General features: G+C 62.5%; 29 protein-coding genes. 22 read left to right on the top strand and 7 right to left on the bottom strand.

The window, feature by feature from the left end; genetic code table 11:
• Window positions 1-3 precede the first annotated feature (3 nt).
• From sctJ to LUU92_RS17475, 10 genes are read left to right on the top strand one after another with little or no spacing between them, the layout of a single operon-like run.
• The gene (sctJ, locus tag LUU92_RS17520; protein ID WP_093512805.1) at window positions 4-786 is read left to right on the top strand and encodes a type III secretion system inner membrane ring lipoprotein SctJ; all 783 of its coding nucleotides are present in this window, start codon (window positions 4-6) and stop codon (window positions 784-786) included.
• Window positions 783-1,397: a type III secretion protein gene (locus tag LUU92_RS17515; RefSeq protein ID WP_093123912.1), complete on the top strand. Its 615-nt coding sequence runs from the start codon at window positions 783-785 to the stop codon at window positions 1,395-1,397. Before sctJ ends, LUU92_RS17515 begins: the two co-directional genes overlap by 4 nt.
• On the top strand, window positions 1,394-1,978 hold the full coding sequence (sctL, locus tag LUU92_RS17510; protein ID WP_071491930.1) for a type III secretion system stator protein SctL: 585 nt from the start codon (window positions 1,394-1,396) through the stop codon (window positions 1,976-1,978). Before LUU92_RS17515 ends, sctL begins: the two co-directional genes overlap by 4 nt.
• Entirely contained in the window at window positions 1,975-3,297 is a 1,323-nt protein-coding gene (locus LUU92_RS17505; protein WP_071491929.1) for a FliI/YscN family ATPase, read from the top strand. Before sctL ends, LUU92_RS17505 begins: the two co-directional genes overlap by 4 nt.
• 16 nt (window positions 3,298-3,313) lie before the next feature.
• Complete coding sequence (locus tag LUU92_RS17500; protein ID WP_071491928.1) at window positions 3,314-3,760, top strand: hypothetical protein; 447 nt, start codon at window positions 3,314-3,316, stop codon at window positions 3,758-3,760.
• Window positions 3,757-4,758 carry a type III secretion system cytoplasmic ring protein SctQ gene (sctQ, locus tag LUU92_RS17495; RefSeq protein WP_257102400.1) on the top strand — a complete coding sequence of 334 codons (1,002 nt, stop codon included), beginning with the start codon at window positions 3,757-3,759 and terminating at the stop codon, window positions 4,756-4,758. Before LUU92_RS17500 ends, sctQ begins: the two co-directional genes overlap by 4 nt.
• Complete coding sequence (gene sctR / locus LUU92_RS17490; RefSeq protein ID WP_017137580.1) at window positions 4,755-5,408, top strand: type III secretion system export apparatus subunit SctR; 654 nt, start codon at window positions 4,755-4,757, stop codon at window positions 5,406-5,408. Before sctQ ends, sctR begins: the two co-directional genes overlap by 4 nt.
• Before the next feature lie 10 nt (window positions 5,409-5,418).
• A complete protein-coding gene (locus LUU92_RS17485) occupies window positions 5,419-5,688 on the top strand; it encodes an EscS/YscS/HrcS family type III secretion system export apparatus protein (protein ID WP_071491926.1) in 270 nt (89 codons plus the stop codon).
• A 6-nt stretch (window positions 5,689-5,694) separates the two neighbouring features.
• The gene (gene sctT / locus LUU92_RS17480) at window positions 5,695-6,507 is read left to right on the top strand and encodes a type III secretion system export apparatus subunit SctT (RefSeq protein ID WP_071491925.1); all 813 of its coding nucleotides are present in this window, start codon (window positions 5,695-5,697) and stop codon (window positions 6,505-6,507) included.
• A 3-nt stretch (window positions 6,508-6,510) separates the two neighbouring features.
• Window positions 6,511-7,557: an EscU/YscU/HrcU family type III secretion system export apparatus switch protein gene (locus LUU92_RS17475; RefSeq protein ID WP_071491924.1), complete on the top strand. Its 1,047-nt coding sequence runs from the start codon at window positions 6,511-6,513 to the stop codon at window positions 7,555-7,557.
• 32 nt (window positions 7,558-7,589) lie between these two features.
• Here LUU92_RS17475 and LUU92_RS17470 read toward each other — a convergent pair whose 3' ends face one another.
• Both LUU92_RS17470 and LUU92_RS17465 read right to left on the bottom strand, forming a co-directional pair.
• Window positions 7,590-8,012, bottom strand: coding sequence for a hypothetical protein (locus tag LUU92_RS17470; RefSeq protein ID WP_222541548.1), 423 nt, complete (start codon window positions 8,010-8,012; stop codon window positions 7,590-7,592).
• Between the two features lie 213 nt (window positions 8,013-8,225).
• Entirely contained in the window at window positions 8,226-11,042 is a 2,817-nt protein-coding gene (locus LUU92_RS17465) for an ATP-binding protein (protein WP_071492041.1), read from the bottom strand.
• Window positions 11,043-11,616: 574 nt separating this feature from the next.
• Between LUU92_RS17465 and LUU92_RS17460 the strand changes: the two genes are divergently transcribed.
• The 10 genes from LUU92_RS17460 to LUU92_RS17415 all read left to right on the top strand — a co-directional run bounded on the left by LUU92_RS17460 (window position 11,617) and on the right by LUU92_RS17415 (window position 18,554).
• Window positions 11,617-11,889, top strand: a complete 273-nt coding sequence (locus LUU92_RS17460) for a BufA1 family periplasmic bufferin-type metallophore (RefSeq protein WP_257102399.1) — start codon at window positions 11,617-11,619, stop codon at window positions 11,887-11,889.
• Window positions 11,886-12,293: a DoxX family protein gene (locus LUU92_RS17455; protein WP_257102398.1), complete on the top strand. Its 408-nt coding sequence runs from the start codon at window positions 11,886-11,888 to the stop codon at window positions 12,291-12,293. The genes LUU92_RS17460 and LUU92_RS17455 overlap by 4 nt, the downstream gene beginning before the upstream one ends.
• A gap of 18 nt (window positions 12,294-12,311) precedes the next feature.
• Entirely contained in the window at window positions 12,312-13,073 is a 762-nt protein-coding gene (locus LUU92_RS17450) for an alpha/beta fold hydrolase (protein WP_071491921.1), read from the top strand.
• A 26-nt stretch (window positions 13,074-13,099) separates the two neighbouring features.
• Window positions 13,100-13,372 carry a BufA2 family periplasmic bufferin-type metallophore gene (bufA2, locus tag LUU92_RS17445; RefSeq protein WP_016979675.1) on the top strand — a complete coding sequence of 91 codons (273 nt, stop codon included), beginning with the start codon at window positions 13,100-13,102 and terminating at the stop codon, window positions 13,370-13,372.
• A 54-nt stretch (window positions 13,373-13,426) separates the two neighbouring features.
• A complete protein-coding gene (bufB, locus tag LUU92_RS17440; RefSeq protein WP_071491920.1) occupies window positions 13,427-14,251 on the top strand; it encodes an MNIO family bufferin maturase in 825 nt (274 codons plus the stop codon).
• Window positions 14,248-14,997 (top strand): HvfC/BufC N-terminal domain-containing protein, encoded by a 750-nt coding sequence (locus LUU92_RS17435; RefSeq protein WP_257102397.1) that lies wholly within the window; start codon window positions 14,248-14,250, stop codon window positions 14,995-14,997. Before bufB ends, LUU92_RS17435 begins: the two co-directional genes overlap by 4 nt.
• Complete coding sequence (locus LUU92_RS17430; protein ID WP_222541552.1) at window positions 14,990-15,442, top strand: alpha/beta fold hydrolase; 453 nt, start codon at window positions 14,990-14,992, stop codon at window positions 15,440-15,442. Before LUU92_RS17435 ends, LUU92_RS17430 begins: the two co-directional genes overlap by 8 nt.
• Window positions 15,443-15,528: 86 nt before the next feature.
• Window positions 15,529-16,893 (top strand): MFS transporter, encoded by a 1,365-nt coding sequence (locus LUU92_RS17425; RefSeq protein WP_222541553.1) that lies wholly within the window; start codon window positions 15,529-15,531, stop codon window positions 16,891-16,893.
• 46 nt (window positions 16,894-16,939) lie between these two features.
• A complete protein-coding gene (locus LUU92_RS17420; protein ID WP_257102396.1) occupies window positions 16,940-18,070 on the top strand; it encodes an MFS transporter in 1,131 nt (376 codons plus the stop codon).
• Window positions 18,071-18,086: 16 nt separating this feature from the next.
• Window positions 18,087-18,554, top strand: a complete 468-nt coding sequence (locus LUU92_RS17415; RefSeq protein ID WP_257102395.1) for an MEKHLA domain-containing protein — start codon at window positions 18,087-18,089, stop codon at window positions 18,552-18,554.
• On the opposite strand, the gene LUU92_RS17410 is transcribed toward LUU92_RS17415, so the two are convergent.
• Window positions 18,551-19,072 carry a DUF3087 family protein gene (locus LUU92_RS17410; protein ID WP_071491914.1) on the bottom strand — a complete coding sequence of 174 codons (522 nt, stop codon included), beginning with the start codon at window positions 19,070-19,072 and terminating at the stop codon, window positions 18,551-18,553. The genes LUU92_RS17415 and LUU92_RS17410 overlap by 4 nt on opposite strands.
• Window positions 19,073-19,185: 113 nt before the next feature.
• On the opposite strand from LUU92_RS17410, the gene LUU92_RS17405 reads away from it, so the two are divergent.
• Window positions 19,186-19,362, top strand: a complete 177-nt coding sequence (locus tag LUU92_RS17405; protein WP_222541554.1) for a hypothetical protein — start codon at window positions 19,186-19,188, stop codon at window positions 19,360-19,362.
• Between the two features lie 14 nt (window positions 19,363-19,376).
• A complete protein-coding gene (locus tag LUU92_RS17400) occupies window positions 19,377-19,577 on the top strand; it encodes a DUF6021 family protein (RefSeq protein ID WP_083351478.1) in 201 nt (66 codons plus the stop codon).
• Window positions 19,578-19,598: 21 nt separating this feature from the next.
• Here the strand turns inward: LUU92_RS17400 and LUU92_RS17395 are convergent, their stop codons facing one another.
• From LUU92_RS17395 to LUU92_RS17380, 4 genes are all read right to left on the bottom strand, one after another.
• Window positions 19,599-20,108 (bottom strand): flavin reductase family protein, encoded by a 510-nt coding sequence (locus tag LUU92_RS17395; protein ID WP_257102394.1) that lies wholly within the window; start codon window positions 20,106-20,108, stop codon window positions 19,599-19,601.
• A gap of 70 nt (window positions 20,109-20,178) precedes the next feature.
• Entirely contained in the window at window positions 20,179-21,213 is a 1,035-nt protein-coding gene (locus tag LUU92_RS17390; RefSeq protein WP_071491912.1) for a methionine synthase, read from the bottom strand.
• Between the two features lie 27 nt (window positions 21,214-21,240).
• The gene (locus LUU92_RS17385; RefSeq protein ID WP_257102393.1) at window positions 21,241-22,224 is read right to left on the bottom strand and encodes a DUF1852 domain-containing protein; all 984 of its coding nucleotides are present in this window, start codon (window positions 22,222-22,224) and stop codon (window positions 21,241-21,243) included.
• 214 nt (window positions 22,225-22,438) lie between these two features.
• The gene (locus LUU92_RS17380) at window positions 22,439-22,675 is read right to left on the bottom strand and encodes a DUF6555 family protein (RefSeq protein ID WP_058425027.1); all 237 of its coding nucleotides are present in this window, start codon (window positions 22,673-22,675) and stop codon (window positions 22,439-22,441) included.
• Window positions 22,676-22,787: the final 112 nt, after the last annotated feature.

The following is a 22,787-nucleotide window of genomic DNA, read 5'->3' as shown; positions in this document are numbered from 1 at the left end:
ATCATGCCAAGCCCAAACCGTGCGCTGCGCCTGTTGCTGATCGGCCTGCTCGCCAGCCTGTTGCAGGCGTGCAACACCGACCTCTACACCAACCTCAGCGAGCGCGACGCCAACGCCATGGTCGCGGTACTGCTGCGCGGTGGCGTCCCGGCCGAGCGCAAGGCCCAGGACAACGGCCAGCTCAAGGTGGTGGTCGATGAGTCACGCTTTGCCGAAGCCATGACCCTGCTCGACAACGCCGGCCTGCCGCAGCAGAGTTTTTCCAACATGGGCGAGGTGTTCAAGGGCAATGGCCTGGTGTCGTCGCCGGTGCAGGAGCGGGCGCAGATGATCTATGCGCTCAGCGAAGAGCTTTCGCATTCGGTGTCGCAGATCGACGGCATCGTCGCTGCCCGCGTGCACGTGGTGCTGCCGGACAACGACCTGCTCAAGCGCGTGATCTCGCCGTCATCGGCCTCGGTACTGGTGCGTTACGACCCGGGCACCGACATCAATACGCTGATCCCGCAGATCAAGACTCTGGTCGCCAACGGTATCTCCGGGCTGAGTTACGACGGCGTTTCGGTGACGGCGATCAAGGCCGCCGTCGCCATCAGCCAGAACCCGGCGCAACCGCGCCTGGCGCGCTTCATGGGCCTGTGGCTGCTGGAAGACAACCTGGCCCAGGCGCGGCTGATGTTCGGGGCCTTGTTGCTGATCGCACTCGGTGCGGTGGGTGTGCTCGCCCGTCAGCAGTGGGCACGTCGTCAGTCCCAGGCGTTGTATGTGCTCAAGGAGGGTGAATGAGTTTGTTCGAACGCTGGCAGGGGCTGATTGCCGAGCCGCTGCGGTTTGTGCGCGGGCCGAGCCTGGGTGCATGTTTTGCCGATGAATTGCCAGACGCCGTGCTGCAGGCGATGCAGGGCCAGCCACGCTTTCGCCAGCGCCTGGAGCAGTTGTTGGTCAGTCATTATCAACTGGCACCCATGGCGCAATTGACCACGCCGATGGCGGCGGACTTGGCGGTGCTGTTGTTGTCGCCGGCACAGTTTGCCCGCTTGCCGAGGTTGTGCGGCGCCATCTGGCACGCCCCGACCCTGAGCCGCGAGATCCGTCGCGAGGTGGTCAACGAATTGCGCGAAGGCCTGGGCGCTGAGGTCTTCGTGAGTGCCCTGGCCTTGCGCCAACTCGGTGGTGCGGCGGATCTGCTGCGCGAGCCGGTCGAGTTGGTCGACGCCGTCGACCGCGATGGCCAAGGCTGTGTCGCGGCCTGGCTGCACGCCCAGCACGCCGACTGGCAGGGCTGGCTGCGTTTGCGCTTTGCCTTTCCCCAGGGCCACGGCGCCCGTGTACCGCGCGACCTGGAAATCGTCCAGGCCGCCGCTGCGTGCCTGCTGGCCGAGGAGATCACGCCATGAGTGAACTGCCAAGCCGTCCCACCGCCCGCATCCTGCGCGCCGAAGACGCCGCGTTGTGGAGCGATGGCTTTGCCTTCCTGCAAGCGGCCAAGGCGCAGGCCGAGCAGATCCGCGCCGACAGCGAGCAATGGCTGAGCAGTGCCCGCGCAGAGGGCTTTGAAAGTGCCCGGCAAGCCGGCGCTGAACAGGTGGCGCAACTGCTGCTCGCTACCCAAGCCCAGGTGCAGCATTACTTGAGCAGTCTGGAAACGTCCCTGGTCGACCTGGCCCTGGGTATCGTGCACGAAGTGCTGGGGGAGTTGGACAACGCCGAGCGTGTGGTGCGCAGTACCCGCCAGGCGTTGAGTGCGTTTCGCCAGGACCAGGCCCTGACCTTGTGGGTGCCGCCGGCGGACGTGGACGCCCTGCGCCAACGCCTCAAGCTGGAGGGATTGGCAATCGCGGTGGATGCGGATGAACAGCTGAGCGCCGGACAGGCTCGCCTGAACAGCCCGGCCGGCTCCGTGGAGCTGGGCCTCGAAGCCCAATTGCAGAACCTGCGTCGCAGCCTGTTGCCCTTTGCCGAAGAGGGCCTGGCATGAACCTGGAACAGCTGCTGCCACGCCTCTGCGAGCGCCTGGCCCAGGCGCGCCCGCGGCCCATGCACGGCACCGTGCTGAGCATTCGCGGTGTATTGCTGCGCGCCAGTGTGGCCGGGGCGAGCATCGGTGAGCTGTGCCAGCTGCGCGACCCCGGCAGCGCCCGCAGCCTGAGCGCCGAGGTGATCGGTTTTGACGGTGACGAGGCCATCCTGTCGCCCATCGGCTCCATGGAAGGCCTGTCCACGCGCACCCAAATCACCGCCACCGGCGAGACCCTGGGCGTGGCCGTCGGGGATGCGCAGCTCGGCCGGGTCATCAGCCCCATGGGCGATTTCCTCGACGGCGACGGCATGCCGCCGACCGTGGCCTTGCAGCACTACCCGCTGCACGCTGAACCCCCGGCAGCGTTTTCGCGACAGTTGATCGTGCGTTCCATGGCCCTGGGCATTCGCTCCATCGATGGCCTGCTGACCCTGGCCCAGGGCCAACGCATGGGCATCTTCGGTGAGCCCGGTGTGGGCAAGTCGTCGCTGCTCGCCAGCATCATCCGCAACAGCGAAGCCGATGTGATCGTGATCGGCCTGATCGGCGAGCGGGGCCGGGAAGTGCGTGAATTGCTCGATGTGCAGCTCGACGCCCAGGCCCGTGCGCGCACGGTGGCGGTGGTTGCCACTTCGGATCGCCCGGCGGCCGAGCGGGTGCGTGCGGCGTTTGTCGCCACCACCCTGGCCGAGTACCACCGCGACCAGGGCCGCAACGTATTGCTGTTGATGGACAGCCTCACGCGTTTCGCCCGGGCCCAGCGCGAGATCGGCCTGGCGGTGGGCGAGCCGCCGACCCGGCGCGGTTATCCGCCGTCGTTCTTTTCGGCCTTGCCGCGTTTGCTGGAACGCGCCGGCCCCGGGCCCACCGGCAGCATTACCGCGCTGTACACCGTGCTGACCGAGGGTGATGCCGCCAGCGATCCGGTGGCCGAAGAGGCCCGTTCGATCCTCGACGGTCACATCGTCTTGAGCGCCGAGTTGGCCCAGCGCAACTACTTTCCGGCGGTGGATGTGTTGCGCAGTCGCAGCCGTTTGATGGAGCAGGTCGCCGGTGAAGAGCACAAGCGGCTGGCGATGCGCATGCGTGAATTGATGGCGCGGTATGGCGAGATCGAAATGCTGATCCGCGTGGGGGAGTACTCCGCCGGCAGCGATCCTTTGGCCGATGAAGCGATCAACCGCCACGCCGCTATCGAAGCCTTCCTGCGCCAGAACGCGGGTGAGCCGAGCAACCTGGAACAGACCCTGGCCCACATGCGCCGGGTACTGGCATGAACAAGGAGCAAATCCAATGAAAACCCAACAACTACGCACCCTGCAAACCCTGCGGGTGTTGCGTGAACAGCGGGCCGCCAGCCAACTGGCCGCGCAGCAGCAACGCTGCGAGCAGACCCACGGTGTGCTGACTGACGCCAAGGAGCAATTGCGCCTGCACCGTGAGGCGATTGCCGAAGAAGCGCGGCAGGTTTATGCGTCCCTGACCGAAGGCCTGTCGGTCGCCAGTTGGCAGGCCGCCCAGGATCGCCTGCGCGGCCTGTCGGATGACCAGCAGCAACTGGAAAACGATGTGGCTCACGTGTCCACCACGCTGCGAAGCCAGGAGCGCGAGCGCGATGTGTTCCGTCAGGAGCGCCTGAGCCGCCAGCGCCAGTCCGAGGCCTGGCAAAGCCTGCTTGAGGGCCGTGAAAGCGCCGAGCGCCGGGTGGGCGAGCTGCGTGATGAAGGCGCCGGCACATGATTCCAGCCCTTGCCGATTCGCTGTCGCCGTGGCTGACCCACTACGACCCGGCGTTACTGGCTCTGCACAACCAGTTGCACCGCCGCTGCCGTCCCTGGCAGGGCCGTTGCGGCGGGCAGGACTTGCGCGTGAGCTGGGCCGCCGCAGCGCGCCGCCTTGACGCGCCGCGTCATGTGCCGCTGTCGCTTGGCGGTGCCGCGATGCGCCTGAGTTTGCCCGCTGCGGCGCTGGAGCAACTGATGCTGCCGTTGGCGCTGCCGTTCGATGTGCAGCCGTTGCCTGCGCTGCCGCGCGCGTTGTTGCTGGAGCTGGCGTTGCTCGACCTGATCGAAAGCCTGGAGCCGTTGCTCGGTCACCCGCTGCAGGTGCTCGAAGCCGGTGATGAGCAGGGCGTGTTTGCCCTGCGGCTGGCGCTGGAATTGACCTTCGGCAACCAGCCCGCGATGAGCGCCCAGTTGGACCTGAGCGAAAGCGCCGCCGTACTGGTCACGCAACTGCTAGCGCAATACGCCGAGGTCGAACCCGACCCCTTGCCAGGCCTGCGGCAGACCCTGGCGGTGGTGGCGGGGCGCCAGTGGCTGTCCCTCGGTGAACTGCGCAGCCTGCGCCCCGGTGATGTGCTGATGCTGGAGCAAGGCCCGGGCCTGTTGCTCGACCTCGATGGCCGCCTGCAGGCGCGCTGCCAATACCAGGGCGAAGTCCTGCGCCTGCAGGAAGCCTTGAAAGCCCCCTTTGTGGAACCGGAGAACCCCATGACTGATGTTGATGCCGCCGTTGCGCTGGATGACCTGCCGTTGAAACTGGTGTGCCAGGTGGGCAGCCTGGAACTGACCCTGGCGCAGTTGCGTGAACTGGGCGCCGGCAGCCTGTTGCAGCTCGACACGCCGGGTGTGGACAGCGTCGACCTGATGGTCAACGGCCGTCGCGTCGGCCAGGGTCAACTGGTGAAAATCGGTGACGGCCTGGGTGTGCGCCTGCTGAGTTTTGCCACCCCATGACCGGTTATCAGCCGAACCTGATCGAGATCATCCTGGTCGTTGCGACGATCGGGCTGATCCCGCTGGCGGTGGTGACACTCACCGGGTTCATGAAGATCTCGGTGGTGCTGTTCCTGATCCGTAACGCCCTTGGCGTGCAACAGACGCCGCCGAACCTGGTGCTGTACGGCATTGCGTTGATCCTGTCGGTGTACGTGACCACGCCGTTGATTGGCGACATGTACCGGCAGGTGGAGGGGCGCGACCTCAACATCGAGCATGTGGAGCAACTCAAGGATTTGGGCGATGCATTGCGTCCACCGTTGCAAGCGCACCTGAAGCGGTTTGCCAATGAGTCCGAACGCGGTTTTTTCGTGCAGGCCACCGAGACCATCTGGTCGCCTGAAGCACGCGCCGATTTGCGTGACGACGACCTAGTGGTGCTGATCCCGGCGTTCGTCAGCTCGGAACTGACCCGCGCCTTCGAGATCGGCTTTCTGCTGTACATCCCGTTCCTGGTGGTGGACTTGCTGGTGTCCAACGTGCTGATGGCCATGGGCATGTCGATGGTCTCGCCGAACCTGATCTCCATTCCGCTGAAGATTTTTTTATTCGTGTCCCTGAGCGGCTGGTCGCGCTTGATGCACGGTTTGATTCTGAGTTACGGCTGAGGCACGATCCATGGGCCAGGACGTATTCCTGTCATTGATGAAACAGGCGCTGATGACGGTGCTGATGCTCTCCGCACCGGCGCTGGGCGTGGCGATTATCGTGGGCTTGAGCGTGGGCCTGTTCCAGGCGCTGACGCAGATCCAGGACCAGACATTACCCCAGGTGGTGAAGCTGGTCGCGGTGTTGCTGACCATCGTGTTCCTGGGGCCGGTGCTCGCCGGGCAGGTGGCGGAACTCGGCGGCCAGGTGCTGGACAACTTTGCGATGTGGACGCGCTGACCGCCCATGGATGCCAGCCTGACCGCGCAGTTCCTCGAAGTCGCCTACCCGGTGATCAGCTCCGCGTCGCTTGCCGCTTGCCGTGCCATGGGCGTGGTGGTGATCACCCCGGCGTTCAACCGCCTGGGCCTCACCGGCATGATTCGCGGCTGTGTGGCCGTGGCGATTTCCATCCCGATGTTCTTCCCGGTGTTCGACGCGCTGACATCGATGCCGGAGCACGGCAGCCTGTTTATCGCCGGGTTGCTGATCAAGGAGTTCCTGATCGGTATTTTGATCGGCCTGCTGTTCGGCATTCCGTTCTGGGCCGCCGAGGTGGCGGGGGAGTTGATCGACCTGCAACGCGGCTCGACCATGGCGCAACTGGTGGACCCGCTGTCGTCCGGGGAATCCAGCGTGATGGCGACCCTGCTCACGGTGATGCTGATCACGCTGTTCTTCATGTCCGGCGGGTTCATCCTGATGGTCGACGGCTATTACCACAGCTACCAGCTCTGGCCGGTCACCGCGTTCACGCCGGTGTTCGCCAGCTCGGCGCTGCTGGCGGTGTTGTCGATCCTTGACCAGATCATGCGCGTCGGCGTGCTGATGGTCTCGCCGTTGCTGATCGCACTGCTGGTGACCGACCTGATGCTCGCCTACCTGTCGCGCATGGCGCCGAACCTGCATATCTTCGACCTGTCGCTGCCGGTGAAAAACCTGTTTTTCACGATCCTGATGGTGGTCTACATCGGCTTCCTGATCCCGCTGATGCTCGACCAACTGGCGGAGTTTCGCGGCACGGTCGAACTGCTCAAGACCCTGGCCGGCATGGAGTAGCCCATGGCCGATACCAGCGAAGAAAAATCCCAGCCGGCCACGGACAAGAAGCTCCAGGACGCACGCAAAAAGGGCCAGGTTGCCAAGAGCCAGGACCTGGTGTCGGGCATGGTCATCCTGTTCTGCACACTGTGCATTTCCGTTCTGGCGCCACGGGCCAAGGCCCAGGTCACGGCGCTGATCGACCTCACCGCGCTGATCTACGTCGAACCGTTCGCCACGGTGTGGCCACGGGTGCTCGACCATGCCGAGCAACTGGTGATCGGCATCACGTTGCCGGTGATGGCGGTGACCACCGGCGTGGTGATCCTGACCAATATCATCACTATGCGCGGGTTTGTGTTCTCCACGGACCCGATCAAACCCGAGTTCAAACGCATCAACCCGGCGGAGGGCATGAAGAAGATCTTTGCGCTGCGCAACCTGGTGGAGTTCATCAAGGGCCTGATCAAGGTGCAGGTGCTGGCAATCGCGTTCTACGTGGTGGGCAAGCATGCATTGCAGGCGCTGATGGAGTCGTCGCGCTGCGGTGCCGAGTGCATGCAGTCGACATTCTTCCTGGTGCTCAAGCCGCTGGTGTTTACCGTGCTGTGCGCATTCATCCTGGTGGGCGGGGTGGACGTGATGATGCAACGCTGGCTGTTCGGCCGCGACATGAAGATGACCCGCAGCGAGACCAAGCGCGAACGCAAGGACATCGACGGCGACCCGCTGATCAAAAGCGAACGCCGCCGCCAGCGCAACGAGATGCAGGCTCTGGCGACCAAGTTGGGTTTGGGCCGTGCGTCCTTGATGATCGGCACCACCGACGGTTGGGTGGTTGGCGTGCGTTATGTGCGCGGGGAAACGCCGGTGCCGGTGATCGTGTGCCGGGCCTCCCCGGAGGAGGCGTTGTTGATGCTGCAGGAGGCGTATGACCTGGGGATTCCCCATGCGCCGGACAAAACCCTGGCAGCGGACATCGCAAAAAAGGCGGTGGCTGGCGACCCGGTACCTGATGCCGCATTCCAGGCAGTAGCGGACTGGTTGGTGGCAGCCCGTCTGATCTGAAGTAAAGGTGGTGTCATCGCCTTTACTTCAGATCAGACGCGCATGGCTCCAGAGGTTGGGGCCGCCGCCACAACGGGTAAGACAGGCGCAACCGGATTGGCAGCGCCTACGACTGTTGGCGCCTTTTCGAGGGCGGTATCGACTGCCGGTCCAGGTGAATCGACAGAGGTCGCCTCTTTCACGGCAGGTTTTTCCGGGAGGCGCAGATGTTCGGGGACCTCGTTTTTCAGGGCTTTCCAGGACGGCTCAAGCGATACTGGCGGTTTTTTGGGGGGCGCGGCGGCTGGTTCCTTGTCGGGTGCTGGTTTAGCTGTCTTTTCACCTGCTATGGCTTTAATCGCTTTACCTGTGCCGTAGGTGGCGCCGGCAGTGGCCACACCGGTGACGGCACCGACAGCGATTGCTTTGCCAGCGCCAATCAAGGCGGGAATGATTGCAGCAAGAAATGGAAACATAGGTAGGGTCCTTCATTGGCCGGGACGGAAGCCGATCATGAGTGTCCAGAGCGCCTCCATCAGTTCCATTTCTTACTGCTGGGTTCAATCAATTCCTACGTCGTGGTTGTCGTTGGTCCACTCCGACGGTTTGAGCGAGTACTTATCCTGGTCTGCCTGACAGGGTCATTTCACCGCTGTAAAAGCTTGTGCGATTCATCCCGTGTTCAATCACTACCGGTGCTGGAGCCGCGGCAACGAGGCGATGCGCAACTTGGGTTCCTGCAACCGCGCCAGGTCGGTCGCGATCTGCGCCCGCCAAAAATGCGCGCCCGCCAACTGCGCGTCCACCCAGGCCTGGCGCAGCAGCACGGTGGCCTTGTCCACCGAGCCGTAGTGCGCCTGGCGCAGGATCAGTTGCGCCTTGATCCGCAGTATTTGCGGCACGAACCAACGTTCATGGCGGCCGAGGGCCAATTGCAGGGTGTCTTCGAGCACTTCCAGGGCGAGTTTTTCCAGGCCCAGGCGCGCCAGGCCCAGGGCGTACTCACAGCGCAGCAGGCTGTAGAGCTGGCTGTCGCCCTGGCCTTGCAAGTGGTGCAAGGCTTCGCCCAGTTGCGGCACGCCGGTTTCCGGGGCGCCTTCGCGGATCAGCAGGATGTTTTCGAAACACAGGCGAAATTGCCGCCAGATATGCAGGTCCTGGCCGGTGGTGCTGTCTTGCAGCAGGCCCAGGTAATAGCGCACTTTCGGCAGGTTGGATGCCAACAGTGCCAGGGGTATGGCACCCAGGCACAGGGTGTACCAGAGGGTCGCGGGGTGTTCGAGGGAGATGGCTTCGTCGACGCAACTGCCGATCAGGCGCAGCGCCGGGTCGACATCGCCTTCAAGCAACTGCACCTTGGCCTTGAGGCAGCGGGCGGCGATGCGTTGGTCGAATTGCAGGTCGATGATGTGCGAACGCGGTGCCGACGGCGAGCCCAGGGCTTCATCGATGTTCTGCCGTGCCCCCATCAGGTCACCCATATGGAACAGCGCCACGGCACGCATGCGCTTGCCGAGCAATTGTTGGCTGCCGCTGCTGTTCAGCGCGATGTAGCGCTCGGCCAGTTCCAGGGCTTCGGTGTACTGGTTGCAGCCGCAGCGGTCGGTCCACAGACCCCACAGGGCACGCAACTTGTGCTCGGCATCGCCGAGGTCGCGGGCGTCTTCGCATACCTGGCGCCAGGCGTCGCGCATCGGGCCGCCGGTGCCGTAGGTGAGCATCAGCACGCTGGCCAGGGCCGTATGCAACAACATGCGCTGGCGTAAGGGCAGCGGGATGAGGGCGTCGCTGGCCAGGCCTTTGTCGACCCAACTGCGGCACTCGCTGATCAAGGACACCCGCAGCCACAACGGCACGCCGCCCAGGGTCAATTCGATGCCCAGGGACAGGTCGCCGGTGGGCGAGTAGGCCCAGTCGAGGGCTGCCCGGATGGTATTGATCTGCGCAGCGTAGAGGGCCAGCCAGGTGCCTGGCGACAAGCCATCCAGGGTTCGCCCGGCTTCCTGCAGCACGCCGAGCGCATAGCGCGCATGACGCTGGCAAGTGGTACGGGTTTCGCCCTGTTCGTCGAGTTTTTCCAGGGCGTAGGCGCGGGTGGTTTCCAGCAGGCGGTAGTGCTTGGGCACGGTGGATTCGCTGGCGATCAGCAGCGACTTGTCCATCAGGCTTTCGAGCAAGGGCAGGGCGTTGCGTGGGGCCAGGCGGCTGGAGGCTGTCATCGTCTTGACCGCCTCCAGGGTGAAGGAACCAGTGAACACCGCGAGCTGGCGCAGCATGGCCTGTTCGTCGTCGCTGAGCATGGCGTAGGTCCAGTCCAGGGTCGCGCTCAGGGAACGGTGCCGGGCGAGGGCGGTACGCCGGCCAGTCATTTGCAGGCGGAAGCTGCCGTCGAGCAGGCCCACCAGGTCCTGGATGCCAAAGGTGCGCACGCGGGCGGCGGCGATCTCGATCGCCAGCGCGTTGCTGTCGAGTTTGCGGCAGATCGCACTGACGGCCGCGACGTCGGCGTCGGTGAACACAAAACCCGGGTCGAGGGCGCGTACGCGTTCCACAAACAGACGCACGCCGGACCATGCCAGGGCTTGCTGGGCGCTGAGGTGGGCGTGTGCGTCGGGCACCTCCAGCGGCGCCAGGTCATGCACCCGTTCGCCGTGTGCACGCAGCGGTTCGCGGCTGGTGGTAAGCACACAGCATTGCGGGGCGCTGCGCAGCAGGATTTCGACCACGTCGGCGGTGGCCGGCAGTACGTGTTCGCAATTATCGAGCACCAGCAGCAAACGGCGGTTGGCCAGGCTGGCGACCACACAGTGCAGCGGGTCTGCGCTGACGGTCTGGATACCCAATGCACTGGCGAGCATGCCGGCCACCCATTGCCCGCCAGTGGCGGGGGCCAGGTCGACGAAGCACGTGCCCAGATTGAGTTCACCGGCCAGGCGCTGCGCCACCGCCATGGCCACGGTGGTCTTGCCGATTCCGCCGGGGCCGGTGAGGGTCACGAAGCGCTGGCTCATGACCTGGTCGGCCAGGCTGGCGATCAAGGCGTCGCGGCCGATCACCTCAGCCGTCGGCGTCGGCAGGTTGGGCTCATCCACACGCACATAGGGCGCGGGCAGGTGCTCTTCACTGGCCGCCTGTACGGTGACGGGGGCGACAAAGCGATAGCCGCGGCCCGGCACGGTGACGATATAACTGCAGTTGCCATCGTCACCCAGCGCGCGGCGCAGCGCGACGATCTGTGCGCGCAGGTTGCATTCTTCCACCACCACCTTGGGCCAGGCGAAGGCGATCAGTTCGGCCTTCTCCAGCAATTCTCCCGCACGGGTCACCAGGGCAATCAACAGGTAGAGCGCGCGACTGCCCAGGGTGACCGGCACGCCGTTGCGCAACAACACATGCTGCTTGGCCAGTAATAGATAGGGGCCAAAGCCCAGGGTGCTGTCAGGGGCGGCCGGCGCGGGATGGTCTGCGTCCAGGAAGGACACTGCGTGGTTCTTGCTCGAGCTCATCAAATCGTCCTTTTTATAGTCAGGCTTGTTATTGGCGATCAGGCCATTCGCCCTTTTTGGGGTACAGATGTGCAGCAGCAGTCTTGGAAAAATGATGTCGATCAACCGTGTTAAAGGCTGCCCTCCTTTGGGGCGTGGTCGTTTTTATGGTGACGTCACGGAGCCTGTTTCAGGGGATGAGACTGTCTCAGAGCTGAAACATTTTATTACTAGAAATACTGATAAAGCAGAATGTATGCCAGTTGGCATGTAACAAACATGACAACAACCGCATGAAATTTATGGTGATTTTTGCGGTCGTCGACGACAGGGGAGGGCCTTCGTTCGGAAAGGCGAATATTTCTAATTGTGTCGTTCGGGATGCCGAATAAAGCGCCGGGGTTTTGGCACTGTTTTATTGACTGTGTATCGAACTGTATCCCTGCACCATCCTGATACACCTGCATGACGTTCTGTCGCGTTCGCGACACAGAGCGGATACACGCCTGGCTTTAACTCTGCTCACCAGCTGGCGCAGGCGGTCACCGACCCCAAGCGCCCTGGCCACCCTCAGTCAAGCCAGGAGACTCATCTTATGAAGCGTCCTTACGCAGCCCTCGCGGCAACCCTTGCGCTGTCCCTCAGCGCCTTCGCGGCCGTGGCTCACGCCGACGAGCCCAAGCCCCAGGAAAAATGCTTTGGCGTGTCCCTCGCCGGTGCCAACGATTGCGCCGCCGGCAAAGGCGCCTCGTGTGCCGGCACCGCCACCACCGACTATCAGGGCAACGCCTGGGTGCTGGTGGACAAAGGCACCTGCACCCAGATCAAGACCCCTAAAGGCTTCGGCAGCCTCACGGAGCAACCGTGATCCAGCGCCTGCTGCCCGAAGCCCTGCTGTTGCTGGTGGCGCGGGTGGCGATCGCGGCGGTGTTCTTTCTGTCGGGACGCACCAAGGTCACCGGGTTGATTGAACTCAAGCCGTCGACCTACACGCTGTTCCGCTCGGAGTACGCCTTGCCGCTGATTCCGCCGGAGTGGGCGGCGCACCTGGCGACCTACGCCGAGCACCTGTTCCCGCTGTTGCTGGTGCTGGGCCTGCTGACCCGTCCGTCCGCCGCCGCGCTACTGGGCATGACCCTGGTGATCGAGGTGTTTGTGTACCCCGATGCCTGGCCGGTGCACCTGACCTGGGCGGGGCTGTTGTTGCCGCTGCTGGCTTATGGCGGTGGGGCCTGGTCGCTGGACCGCCTGATGCTGGGCAAACGTTCTTAACTTTGATGGAGATTTCCCATGCGTATGCTTTCTTCCCTGGCCATTGCCATGGCCTTGACCGTTCCGATGCTGGCCCAGGCCGCGGATGCCCCGCAGCCCGGCACCGGTAAAAGCGTGGTGATCGTGCCCGGTTCGTTTGTCGACGGCTCCGGCTGGCGTGTGGTGCACGACATCCTGATTCACAAGGGCTACAAGGTCACGGTGGTGCACCAGGGCCACGAGAACCTGGCCGCCGACGTGGCCGAGGCGCGCGAAGTGCTGGAGCAGCAAGTCGGCCCGGTGGTGCTGGTGGGTCACAGTTCCGGTGGCGGGGTGATCTCGATTGCCGGCGACCGCGACAAGGTCAAGTCGCTGGTCTACGTGTCGGCGCTGCAACCGGAAGTGGGCGAGAACATGGCCCAGTTGATCGGCTCCATGCCGGCGCCCAGCGATGACATCAAGCAGAGCCGCGACGGTCACCTGTTCTTCGACCGTGCCAGGTTCAACGCCGACTTTGCCGCCGACCTGACCACCAACCGCACCGACTTCATGGCCGCGTCCCAGGTGCCCGCGACCACTGCCCTGTTCGGCGGCACCGTGTGGGCCGCGGCCTGGCACAAAAAGCCGACCTACGCGGTGGTCTCCACCGAAGACCGAGCCCTGAGCCCCGACCTGCAGCGCTGGATGTACAAGCGTGCCGGTTCCAAGGTCACCGAAATCAAGGCCAGCCACTCGGTGTACATCTCCCAGCCCGAGGCTGTGGCGAAGGTCATCGAAGACGCTGCTTCCGTTATCAAGTAATTCACCCCAACCCTGGAGAAACACCCATGAACACTGCACTCAAATCCCGCCTGAGCCTCGCTGCCGCTGCCGCCCTTATCGCCATGGCCTCGGCCTCATTCGCCACCGCCGCCAGCGCCGCCGACCAACAGGAAAAACCCGGCCGCTGCTACGGCGTCAACACCTGTAAAGGCACCAGCCTGTGTGCCACCGCCAAGAACGACTGCAAGGGTCTCAACAGCTGCAAGGGCGAAGGCGTGATCGTCAAGACCCCGTCCGAGTGCCTCAAGGCCGGTGGCACCTTGACCGAACCGAAGTAATCCACCCGGCGGGCCCTGTGTGGGCTCGCCACTTATTCGTTGCGGAGATCCGTCATGTCGACATCCAACCCTCACTTTTCAGGCTACGGCCTGGGGCTGCGCAAGGAGCATTACTGCGACTTCCTGGAGACTTCGGTGCCCGTGGATTTTGTCGAAGTGATCTCCGAAAACTTCATGGTCGCGGGCGGCCAGCCCCGGCACATCCTGCGCCAGGTGCGCGAGCGCTACCCGGTGGCACTGCATGGCGTGTCCATGTCCATCGGCACCGCCGAAGGGCTGGACACCGACTACCTGCGGCGCCTCAAGTCGCTGGTGGATGAAATTGAACCGCTGTTTGTCTCCGACCACCTGAGCTGGTCGCGCAGTGGCGGTTTCAATGCCCATGACTTGTTGCCGGTGCCCTATACCGACGAAGCGCTGGACCGGGTCTGCGCCAATATCCACCAGGCCCAGGACGTGCTGGGCCGTACGATGCTGTTCGAGAACCCCTCGAGTTACCTGGCGTTCGAGGGGGCCTGCATGACCGAGTGGGAGTTCATCACGGCCATGGCCCGGCGCACCGGCTGTGAACTGCTGCTGGACGTCAACAATGTGTTTGTCAGTGCGAGCAATCACGGTTTCGACGCCCTGGCGTTTCTCGACGGCATCCCCGCCGAGCGAGTACGCCAGGTGCACCTGGCCGGCCACAGCCAGGGCCGTGACATCTTGATCGACAGCCATGACAGCCCGGTGTGCACCGGCGTCTGGGAACTGTACGCACGGGCCATGCAACGGCTGGGGCCGGTGGCGACCATGATCGAGCGTGATGATGAGATCCCGCCGCTCGCCGAGCTGCTTCAGGAACTGTCGATGGCCCGGACGTTGGGGGCGGCGCTATGAACCTGGCGCAACTTCAGCAGGCTTTTCGCCGCTGGCTGGTGAACGCGTCGGATGAATCCGCGCAGTTGCTGGGCAGCAATCACGTCGGTTTGGCGGTGTACCATAACAACTACCGCGCCCAGTTGGTGGGCTGCCTCGAACAGGCGTTCCCCAACCTGCGCCGTTGGCTTGGAGAGCAAGCGTTTCTGGCCGCGAGCATTACCTATATCGACAACCATCCGCCCCATGCCTGGACCCTGGATGCGTACCCCGAGGGGTTCCACGCCACCTTGAAGGATGTGTTTCCACAGAATCCGGATGTGCATGAGCTGGCCTGGATCGAGTCGGCCCTGAATGAGGCCTTTGTCGCCGCTGACGCGCAACCGCTGGCCCTGGAAGCGCTGGCCGAGCTGGACTGGGACACGGCGGTATTGCAGCTCACACCGTCGTTGCGTTGCCACGACTTGACCACCAATGCCGAGGCCATCTGGTCGGCGCTGTGGCAGGAAACGTGCGCGCCGGAAGAGGTGATGCTGGAACAGGCGGGCGGTTTGCTGGTGTGGCGGCGGCAATTCACCTCGCGGCTGCGTCAGGTGGATGCGCTGGAACTTCAGGCGGTGCAGCAGGTACAGGCTGACGGCAGTTTCGCCGGGCTGTGTGAGTTCCTTGTGCAACGCCTGGGGGAGGACGCGGGCGTGATGCAGGCAGGTGAATACCTGGCCGCTTGGCTGGGCAGTGAATTGATCGTGGGGGTGAGAGATGTTTGACCGTCGTGGTTTTTTATTGCTGGCGACGGTGGTGATCACCGCCCCGGCGTTTGCGCTGCAACAGGTGAGCACGGATGAGGGGGAGGTGCGTTATGAGCAGTTCGGGCCGGAGGACGGCCGCGCGATCATCTTGCTGGCGGCGGATGTGCAGGTGTTTGCGGCGGTCAGCGGGCCGCTGGCGGCGCAGGGTTTCCGGGTGATCGTACCGTACCTGCGCGAGGCCGATGACGTGGCGCTCGGCCAGGATGTGCTGGAACTGATGAACGCGCTGCATATCCCCGAGGCGGTGCTGGCCGGTGTGGAACAGGCCGCACGCGTGGCGACGCACACGGCGACCCTGAAACCGACACGCTGCGTGGGGCTGGTCACGCTCAACACGTTGCCCCAGGCGGGTTTTGCCGAGGCGGTAGGGGTGATGGCTAAAACCGGGCACTGGCGAACATGAAAATACGGACAGTTAGCCAATCGGCCACTGAATAAATTCGCGGCTGCCATTAATCTAACCGCCTTAGTCACCTGCGCGGATTGTTCATGTCTTCTGTTGCCGATGGGTTGCCCCTCGATAAACGCCTGCCGGCCGTGATCGCGATCTCCCTGGGGATCGGCATGGCGACCCTGGACACGGCCATCGTCAACACGGCGTTGCCGACCCTGGCCGAGGGGATCGGCACCGATTCCGCTTCGGTGATCTGGGTGGTCAATGCCTACCAGTTGGCGATCATCGCCACGGTGCTGCCGTTTGCTTCGCTCAGCGATGTGCTGGGGCATCGCCGGGTGTACCTCGGCGGGTTGTTGCTGTTTATTGTGTCGTCGCTGTTTTGCGGGTTGGCCGGCTCGCTGCTCACCCTGACTGCCGCGCGAGTGGCGCAGGGGCTTGGGGCGGCGGCGATCATGAGCGTGAACACGGCGTTGCTGCGGCATATCTACCCGTCAAAAATGCTCGGGCGCGGGCTGGGCTATAACTCGTTGGTGGTGGGGTTGGCCTTTACCCTTGGGCCGACGGCTGCGTCGGCGATTCTGTCGGTGGCGACCTGGCATTGGTTGTATCTGATCAACGTGCCGCTGGGGTTACTGGCCTTGGGGTTGGGCGTGCGCTCGTTGCCGACCCTGCCGATGACCGGGCATGCCTTCGACCGTCTTGCCGCCGTACTGTGCGCCGGGCTGTTCGCCCTGCTGGTGCTGGGCCTGGGCACGGCGGTGCACGGTGCCCAGGGTGCGCTGACGCTGGGTGTGATTGCTGTGGCACTGGTCTGCGGCGTGCTGCTGTTGCGGCGCCAGGCCGGGCACCCGGCACCGATGCTGGCGCTCGACCTGTTCAAGCGCCCGGTGTTTGCCTTGTCTTCCTTGACGGCTGTGTGTGCCTTCAGCGCCCAGGGCCTGGCCTTTGTGTCCCTGCCGTTTTTGTTGCAGGCGGTGCTCGGCCATAGCCAGGTGGAAACCGGTTTCCTGATGACGCCATGGCCGGCGGTGGTGGCGGTGATGGCGCTGGTTGCGGGGCGTCTGGCGGACCGTGTGTCCCTGGGCGTGCTGTGCGGCATCGGCTTGTTGATGCTCAGCGTGGGGATGGCTGCGTTGGCCACCCTGGGCAGCGGCGCCTCGGCATTTGATATCGGCTGGCGCATGGCGCTGTGCGGGGCCGGGTTCGGCTTTTTTCAGTCACCCAACCTCAAGGCGTTGATGACCAGCGCACCGCTGGCGCGCAGTGGCGGGGCGAGCGGCATCGTGGCGATTTCACGCCTGCTGGGCCAGACGCTGGGCGCATCGCTGGTAGCGTTGTGTTTCCACCTGTCCGTGGGCAGCGGCCCGCATTATGCGCTGTGGCTGGGCTGCGGGTTTGCACTGGTGGGCGCGGTGGCCAGTGGTCTGCGTTTGTTGCCCTATGGGAAAAAGGGCTGATTAACGCTACCGTGGCGACCTGAATATTTCGGGATGTTTCAGATTTATGTCCAGCCTGGCCCTCCGCACCGCTGATACCCACTCCCGCCGCGCCGCTTTGACCCTGGCTTTATGCCTGCCCAGTGACGTGTTGCTCTACCTGTTGCTGCCCATGGAATCCCAGGCGTTCGGCATCACCCTGGCCCAGGCCGGGGTGTTGCTGGCCGCCAACCGTCTGGTGCGGATTTTCGGCTACCGGCATGTGCTCAATTTCTACGCACGCAACGGCGACCGCCTGACCTGCATGATCGCCGCCGGCGCCGCAGCGTTGTGTGCGGTGGGCAACTCAATGTTGTCCGGGTTTGCCGCATTGCTCTGCCTGCGCCTGGTGTGGGGCTTGTGCTTTGCAGCGTTGAACCTGTCGACCCAAGTGCTGGCCACGTCGGAACCTGCCGGCGCCTCACGCCGCGCCGGGCGCTCACGGGCGTTGATCGCCCTGGGGCCGATGCTGGCGCTGCCCCTGGGCGGCTGGCTGACGCTGTGGGCCGGGCCGCGTCCGATCTTTCTGATTCTGGCCGGGTGTTGCCTGGTGGGCTTGTGGATGGCGCGCGGTTTGCCTACGGTCGGGCATGATTTGCACAGCACCCCGGGCCGACGCTTCAAATGGCCGGACAGTGTGGCAGTGTGGTCGTTTATCGAGGGCGTGGCGCTGGACGGGCTGTTTATCTTCGGCCTGTCGCTCCAGGCGCAGAAGCTGCTGGGCGGGGATGCGGTGCTGATCGCCGGCGGCCTGATGGCGTTGCGTTATGTCTCGGAAATGCTCCTGAGCCCTTTGGGCGGTCGAGCGGCCCAGCGGTTTGGCGCCACCTCGATGCTGTTGCTGTTTTCGTTCCTGAGTGCCCTGGCCCTGACGGCGTTCGGCAGTTACTGGGTGATTGTCGGCGCGGCGGCGGTACTGGTGTTGCGCGCACTGCAACTGCCGCTGGTGACTACCCTGGTGGCGGAGCGCAATCCCGGGTCGATGCGCGTGTCGGCCCTGGCCTCGAATGCCGTGTGGCGCGATATCGGCGCCGGCCTCGGCCCCTTGCTCGCCGGCCTGCTGCTGCCGATCGCCTCGGCGCCGTGGGTGTTTGGCCTGGCCGGTGCAGCCATCGCCGTCAGTGCGGTGTTCTGCTGGCGGGCAAAAAATTCCAACTGATGATGTGAGGTTGTACGTGTCCTCTCAAGAAAGCTTCGTAGACGTGCTGGACAAGGCCTATCGACACTGGACCGGCCAGGGACTGCCGGCCCCGGCATACCTGGACGCACAACAGCGCCTGGCCTGGCTGCACCGCGACGCACCCTACAGCCTGCTGGCCCATGACGGCGGCGCAGATCCGCGATTTACGTATGTGAATGAATGCGCCCTGCAGTGCTTCAAATACCCGCGCGAGAGCTTTATCGGCATGCCCTCACGCTTCAGCGCTTCGGCCCTCGACCGCGATGCGCGTCAGCTGCTGCTGGAGCAAGTCACCGCCAACGGCATCGCCGAGGGCTACAGCGGTTGGCGGGTGGATGCGCACAACCAGCCGTTCATGATTCATGCCGGGGTGGTATGGACCTTGCTCGATGACGCCGGCCAGCCGTGCGGCCAGGCGGCGCTGTTCTGGCCCGACGAGCAGCGCATCGGCGAGTTGCCTTAAGCGGTTTTCAAGGCTGCCAGCCAGGCGGGGTCGAGACGGGTTTGTTCGGTGTCGATCCCCAGCGCCTGCATCCTGGCCTTGTGCGCCTCGACCTCAGCCACCAACTGCACCTGGGCGCTGGAGTTGGCCTCCAGCTCATGCATCTGCGTCAAGCCCAAGTGGTAGAAGCGCAGTACCTTGATCGCCGCCGGGTCATTGGCCTGCACCCGCTCGATGACCTTGTGCATCACATTGGTCACGCTCATCAGGCTGCGCTTGAGCTGCCAGCCATACACCGCCGGCGCGAGCCACCCCTGGGTCCAGAACGGGCCACGGACCAGGGCCATGGTGATCAGCACCCCGGCGAACACACCGCCGACATTGAAGCGGAAATTGTCACCGCCGGGCTCACCAAACAGCATCACCGCCAGGCTCGACAGCAGCATCGCCAGGGCGACGAACAACACGGCCACGATCAGCGTGCTGCGCCGGGTCTGTTGACGGAAGGTGACAGGGTCGCAGGGTTTGAGCTCGAACATCCGGGGCATTTCTCCAGAAGGGGCCGGCATCATCTCACGCTTGGGCAAACAAGTTGAACGATGCTGCACGGCGGTTTCTCTAAATTGGTGTAGACCCTTTGAGGTGAGCCATCATGCCCGAATACAAGCAACCACCGCCCGGTACCCCGAACCCTGACCGCACACCCGGAGAGGAAGAACGCGACAACGATGCGTTGCGCCCCAACGACCCGGCGGAGCGCCAGGAAGACGACGTGGAGCGCGTCGAGGAAGACCTTGAAAGCCTCCATGACAAGGCTCGCCCACTTTAAATGAGGAGAACGCCGTGAGTGACACATCGAAAGGCCCGGCTTCGGGCGAGCATTCCAGTGTTCAGGATGAACTGGGGTTTGATCCGGATTCACCGGATGTATCGGATCCGCAGGTAGACCCCATTGGCCCGGCTATCGCGCCGTTGGATAAGAAAAACACCGACAAGGACGAGCGGAAACCACCCTACGATCCGCTGGGAGATTTGAAGACTTGATCCGGCCACGGTCCTTGCGGCTCATTCTTGCCGACACGCATCGTGCGTGGCGAGGTCGCGATACTGTCCTTTGAAGTACACCAATGGCTGCGAAGCAGTCGCTTCAGGCAGGTTCATGGCTTTCACTTCGCCGATCACGATCAGGTGATCACCGGCGGCGTGTTCGGCGTGAATTTCGCAATCCAGCCAGTACAGGCTGCCGGCAATGAGCGGATTGCCCAGTGGTGATCCCTGCCACTCCACGCCGTGCCACTTGTCTGTGCCTCGCCGAGCGAACTGGTTGGAAATCCTGACCTGCTCGCCGGACAGGATATTGACGGCAAACCGGCCGGCCTGGCGCATCCTCGGATAGCTGGCTGAATTGGACATGACGCTGAATGACACCAGCGGCGGGCTCATCGACACGCTGTAGAACGACTGGCAAGTGAAGCCGATCGGCTCGCCGTCAACGTGGGAGGTAATCACTGTGATACCGGACGCGTAGTGCCCGAGGGCTTCTCGAAAGCGCGAGGGCTCGATGGGAGGTGACATAGGCGGTCCTGAATGGGGTGACGTGCGAATGCGCCAGGCAAGGCCTGACATCGTCAGGCCTTGCGCATTCTCAGTACGGGTTCGAGAGTTCGCTTCGGACAATCGCTGCGCCGGCACTCAACGCATTCAGCTTGCCCCTGGCGATGTGACGAGGCAGCGGCGCCATGCCACAGTTCGTGCAAGGGTAGAGCTTGTCGGCATCGACAAACTGCAGTGCTTTTCTCAAGGTGTTGGCGACTTCCTCGGGTGTTTCAATGGTGTGGCTGGCCACGTCGATGGCGCCGACCATCACTTTTTTGCCGCGGATAAGTTCAATCAGCTCCATGGGCACATGGGAGTTGTGACACTCCAGCGAGACGATATCGATACTGGATTGCTGCAGCTTGGGGAAGGCTTCTTCATATTGACGCCACTCTGATCCCAGCGTCTTTTTCCAGTCAGTATTGGCTTTGATGCCGTAGCCGTAGCAAATATGCACGGCGGTTTCGCATTTGAGGCCTTCAATGGCCCTTTCCAGGGTGGCCACGCCCCAGTCGTTCACCTCATCAAAGAACACGTTGAAGGCGGGCTCGTCGAATTGGATGATATCCACCCCGGCGGCTTCTAATTCAAGGGCTTCCTGGTTGAGGATTTTGGCGAATTCCCAGGCGAGCTTTTCACGACTCTTGTAATGGTTGTCATACAGCGTGTCGATCATCGTCATGGGGCCAGGCAGCGCCCACTTGATGGGTTGACTGGTTTGCTGGCGCAAGAACTTGGCGTCTTCGACAAACACGGGTTTCTGGCGGGAAACAGCCCCTACGACCGTTGGCACGCTTGCGTCATAACGATCACGGATTCGCACGGTCTCGCGTTTCTCGAAATCAACACCGCTGAGGTGTTCAATAAACGTCGTCACAAAGTGTTGGCGCGTCTGTTCACCATCACTGACGATATCAATGCCCGCGTGCTGTTGTTCCTGCAGGGACAGGCGCAAGGCGTCGTGTTTGCCCTCGGTCAATGCCTCATCCTGCAGTTTCCAGGGCGACCACAGTGTTTCAGGTTGAGCCAGCCAGGAAGGTTTAGGCAAACTGCCGGCGGTCGAAGTAGGTAACAACTTTTTCATCAGGGATGACCTTGTAGTATTAATGCGTCAAAGCGCGCAGTGGGCGGACCACTGTTGAAGAACAGCCTGGTAGGGTTTGATAAAGTGCTCTTCAACGAATTTTCCCTGTTCAATCGCCAGGCGGCTGCGTTCTTCTCGATCGTAGACAATCAACGTCAGTGAGTAATCCTGGTGCTTCAAGCTGGGTCGGTAGAATTTGCCGGCGGCAGAATTGGCATTGTAAATCTCGGGCCGGTAAATCTTCTGGAAAGTGTCCATGGTGCTGATGGTGCTGATGAGTTCAAGATTGCTGTAATCCGCCAGCAAGTCACCGGAAAAATAAAAGGCCAGCGGCGCAACACTGTGTGAAGGCATGAAGTAGCGAACCTTCAAGCCCATTTTACTGAAGTACTCATCCGTCAAGGAGTAGGCGTCCTGTTGGTATTCAAAGCCCAGTACAGGATGCTGGTTTTCTGTCCGATGATAGGTCCTGGTGTTCGAAACGCTCAGGCAGATCACCGGCGGCTTCTTGAAGTTTTCTTTGTACGTGTTTGAGTTGACGAAGTGCTTGAACAGTTTTCCATGCAAGTCGCCAAAGTTCTCGGGTGTGCTGAACTCGGTCTGATTCTTGTTGTGCGCTGACAAGGCAACGCTGAAATCGTAATCGCGAATGTAGGAGGAAAAGTTGTTGCCGACAATACCCTCACTGCGTTCATGGGTGTGTTGATCGACTATCGTCGTTTTCAATATTTCAATCAGCGGGATGGCGTTGCCACGCTGTTCAGGGGCAATGTCCATTTCAACCGAGACGATATCAAGTTCCACTCTGTAGCGATCACCCTTGGGGTTATCCCACTGCGCCAATGCATTGAAACGATTGTTGATCATCCTCAATGTGTTGCGCAGATTCTCCTGGCGACTTTTACCCCTGGCCAAGTTGGCAAAGTTGGTGGTGATGCGCGTGTTTTTCGAGGGCTGATAATGTTCGTCGAAACGCAGGGTTTTGAGGGTAAAGGCAAACTCGCTGTTCATTGTGGCCTGACATCCTGATTTCCGGAATACACCTGATGGGTTGTTCAGGTGCCAGATTGATTTCTAGAATCAATAATTAGGATGTAGTTTAGGTAGCGCATGGGTCGAGTGAAATTGAATTGATTTCACTGAAGCGTTAGCCCTGTTCATGATGGGCAAATGGTCAACTGCAGAGGGTGTTAAAAGCCCCACCTTGTACGATGGGGCTATGCACTTACTTGGGTGCGATCCACGTGACATCCGTAATCCCAAACTTCTCCGCCCAGGGCCGGGTGGTTTTCTTGACCTGCTCATGCCCCACGCGCCCCACGCGACTCACATGGGCAATATCGGCATCCACCGCCGCCCAGTGCCAGGCCTCGGCGTTGTTCATCACTTCAGCACGCACCACAAAGGTTTTCGGTTGACCGTGCAGCTGATAATTGATCGTGTAGATTTTTGCGGTACTCATGTTGCCTCCCTGTGTTGTTATAGATGGATAGGGCAGCGTTCAAAAAGGTTCATTCAAAATGACAATCTGCAGGTTGGCGCGGCATAGTGATGCCTTCTTCCTGTGCCCAAGG

It is taken from the genome of Pseudomonas extremorientalis (assembly GCF_024584605.1).
Classification (GTDB): Bacteria; Pseudomonadota; Gammaproteobacteria; order Pseudomonadales; family Pseudomonadaceae; genus Aquipseudomonas; species Aquipseudomonas extremorientalis.
The sequence above is the reverse complement of the archived record's forward strand: the minus strand, read 5'-3'. Positions and strand labels throughout refer to the sequence as shown.

Coding starts and splice junctions, on each gene's coding strand:
- sctJ (WP_093512805.1), top strand. CDS start 4: ATGCCAAGCCCAAACCGTGCGCTGCGCCTGTTGCTGATCGGCCTGCTC.
- LUU92_RS17515 (WP_093123912.1), top strand. CDS start 783: ATGAGTTTGTTCGAACGCTGGCAGGGGCTGATTGCCGAGCCGCTGCGG.
- sctL (WP_071491930.1), top strand. CDS start 1,394: ATGAGTGAACTGCCAAGCCGTCCCACCGCCCGCATCCTGCGCGCCGAA.
- LUU92_RS17505 (WP_071491929.1), top strand. CDS start 1,975: ATGAACCTGGAACAGCTGCTGCCACGCCTCTGCGAGCGCCTGGCCCAG.
- LUU92_RS17500 (WP_071491928.1), top strand. CDS start 3,314: ATGAAAACCCAACAACTACGCACCCTGCAAACCCTGCGGGTGTTGCGT.
- sctQ (WP_257102400.1), top strand. CDS start 3,757: ATGATTCCAGCCCTTGCCGATTCGCTGTCGCCGTGGCTGACCCACTAC.
- sctR (WP_017137580.1), top strand. CDS start 4,755: ATGACCGGTTATCAGCCGAACCTGATCGAGATCATCCTGGTCGTTGCG.
- LUU92_RS17485 (WP_071491926.1), top strand. CDS start 5,419: ATGGGCCAGGACGTATTCCTGTCATTGATGAAACAGGCGCTGATGACG.
- sctT (WP_071491925.1), top strand. CDS start 5,695: ATGGATGCCAGCCTGACCGCGCAGTTCCTCGAAGTCGCCTACCCGGTG.
- LUU92_RS17475 (WP_071491924.1), top strand. CDS start 6,511: ATGGCCGATACCAGCGAAGAAAAATCCCAGCCGGCCACGGACAAGAAG.
- LUU92_RS17470 (WP_222541548.1), bottom strand. CDS start 8,012: ATGTTTCCATTTCTTGCTGCAATCATTCCCGCCTTGATTGGCGCTGGC.
- LUU92_RS17465 (WP_071492041.1), bottom strand. CDS start 11,042: ATGAGCTCGAGCAAGAACCACGCAGTGTCCTTCCTGGACGCAGACCAT.
- LUU92_RS17460 (WP_257102399.1), top strand. CDS start 11,617: ATGAAGCGTCCTTACGCAGCCCTCGCGGCAACCCTTGCGCTGTCCCTC.
- LUU92_RS17450 (WP_071491921.1), top strand. CDS start 12,312: ATGCGTATGCTTTCTTCCCTGGCCATTGCCATGGCCTTGACCGTTCCG.
- bufA2 (WP_016979675.1), top strand. CDS start 13,100: ATGAACACTGCACTCAAATCCCGCCTGAGCCTCGCTGCCGCTGCCGCC.
- bufB (WP_071491920.1), top strand. CDS start 13,427: ATGTCGACATCCAACCCTCACTTTTCAGGCTACGGCCTGGGGCTGCGC.
- LUU92_RS17435 (WP_257102397.1), top strand. CDS start 14,248: ATGAACCTGGCGCAACTTCAGCAGGCTTTTCGCCGCTGGCTGGTGAAC.
- LUU92_RS17430 (WP_222541552.1), top strand. CDS start 14,990: ATGTTTGACCGTCGTGGTTTTTTATTGCTGGCGACGGTGGTGATCACC.
- LUU92_RS17425 (WP_222541553.1), top strand. CDS start 15,529: ATGTCTTCTGTTGCCGATGGGTTGCCCCTCGATAAACGCCTGCCGGCC.
- LUU92_RS17420 (WP_257102396.1), top strand. CDS start 16,940: ATGTCCAGCCTGGCCCTCCGCACCGCTGATACCCACTCCCGCCGCGCC.
- LUU92_RS17410 (WP_071491914.1), bottom strand. CDS start 19,072: ATGTTCGAGCTCAAACCCTGCGACCCTGTCACCTTCCGTCAACAGACC.
- LUU92_RS17405 (WP_222541554.1), top strand. CDS start 19,186: ATGCCCGAATACAAGCAACCACCGCCCGGTACCCCGAACCCTGACCGC.
- LUU92_RS17395 (WP_257102394.1), bottom strand. CDS start 20,108: ATGTCACCTCCCATCGAGCCCTCGCGCTTTCGAGAAGCCCTCGGGCAC.
- LUU92_RS17390 (WP_071491912.1), bottom strand. CDS start 21,213: ATGAAAAAGTTGTTACCTACTTCGACCGCCGGCAGTTTGCCTAAACCT.
- LUU92_RS17385 (WP_257102393.1), bottom strand. CDS start 22,224: ATGAACAGCGAGTTTGCCTTTACCCTCAAAACCCTGCGTTTCGACGAA.
- LUU92_RS17380 (WP_058425027.1), bottom strand. CDS start 22,675: ATGAGTACCGCAAAAATCTACACGATCAATTATCAGCTGCACGGTCAA.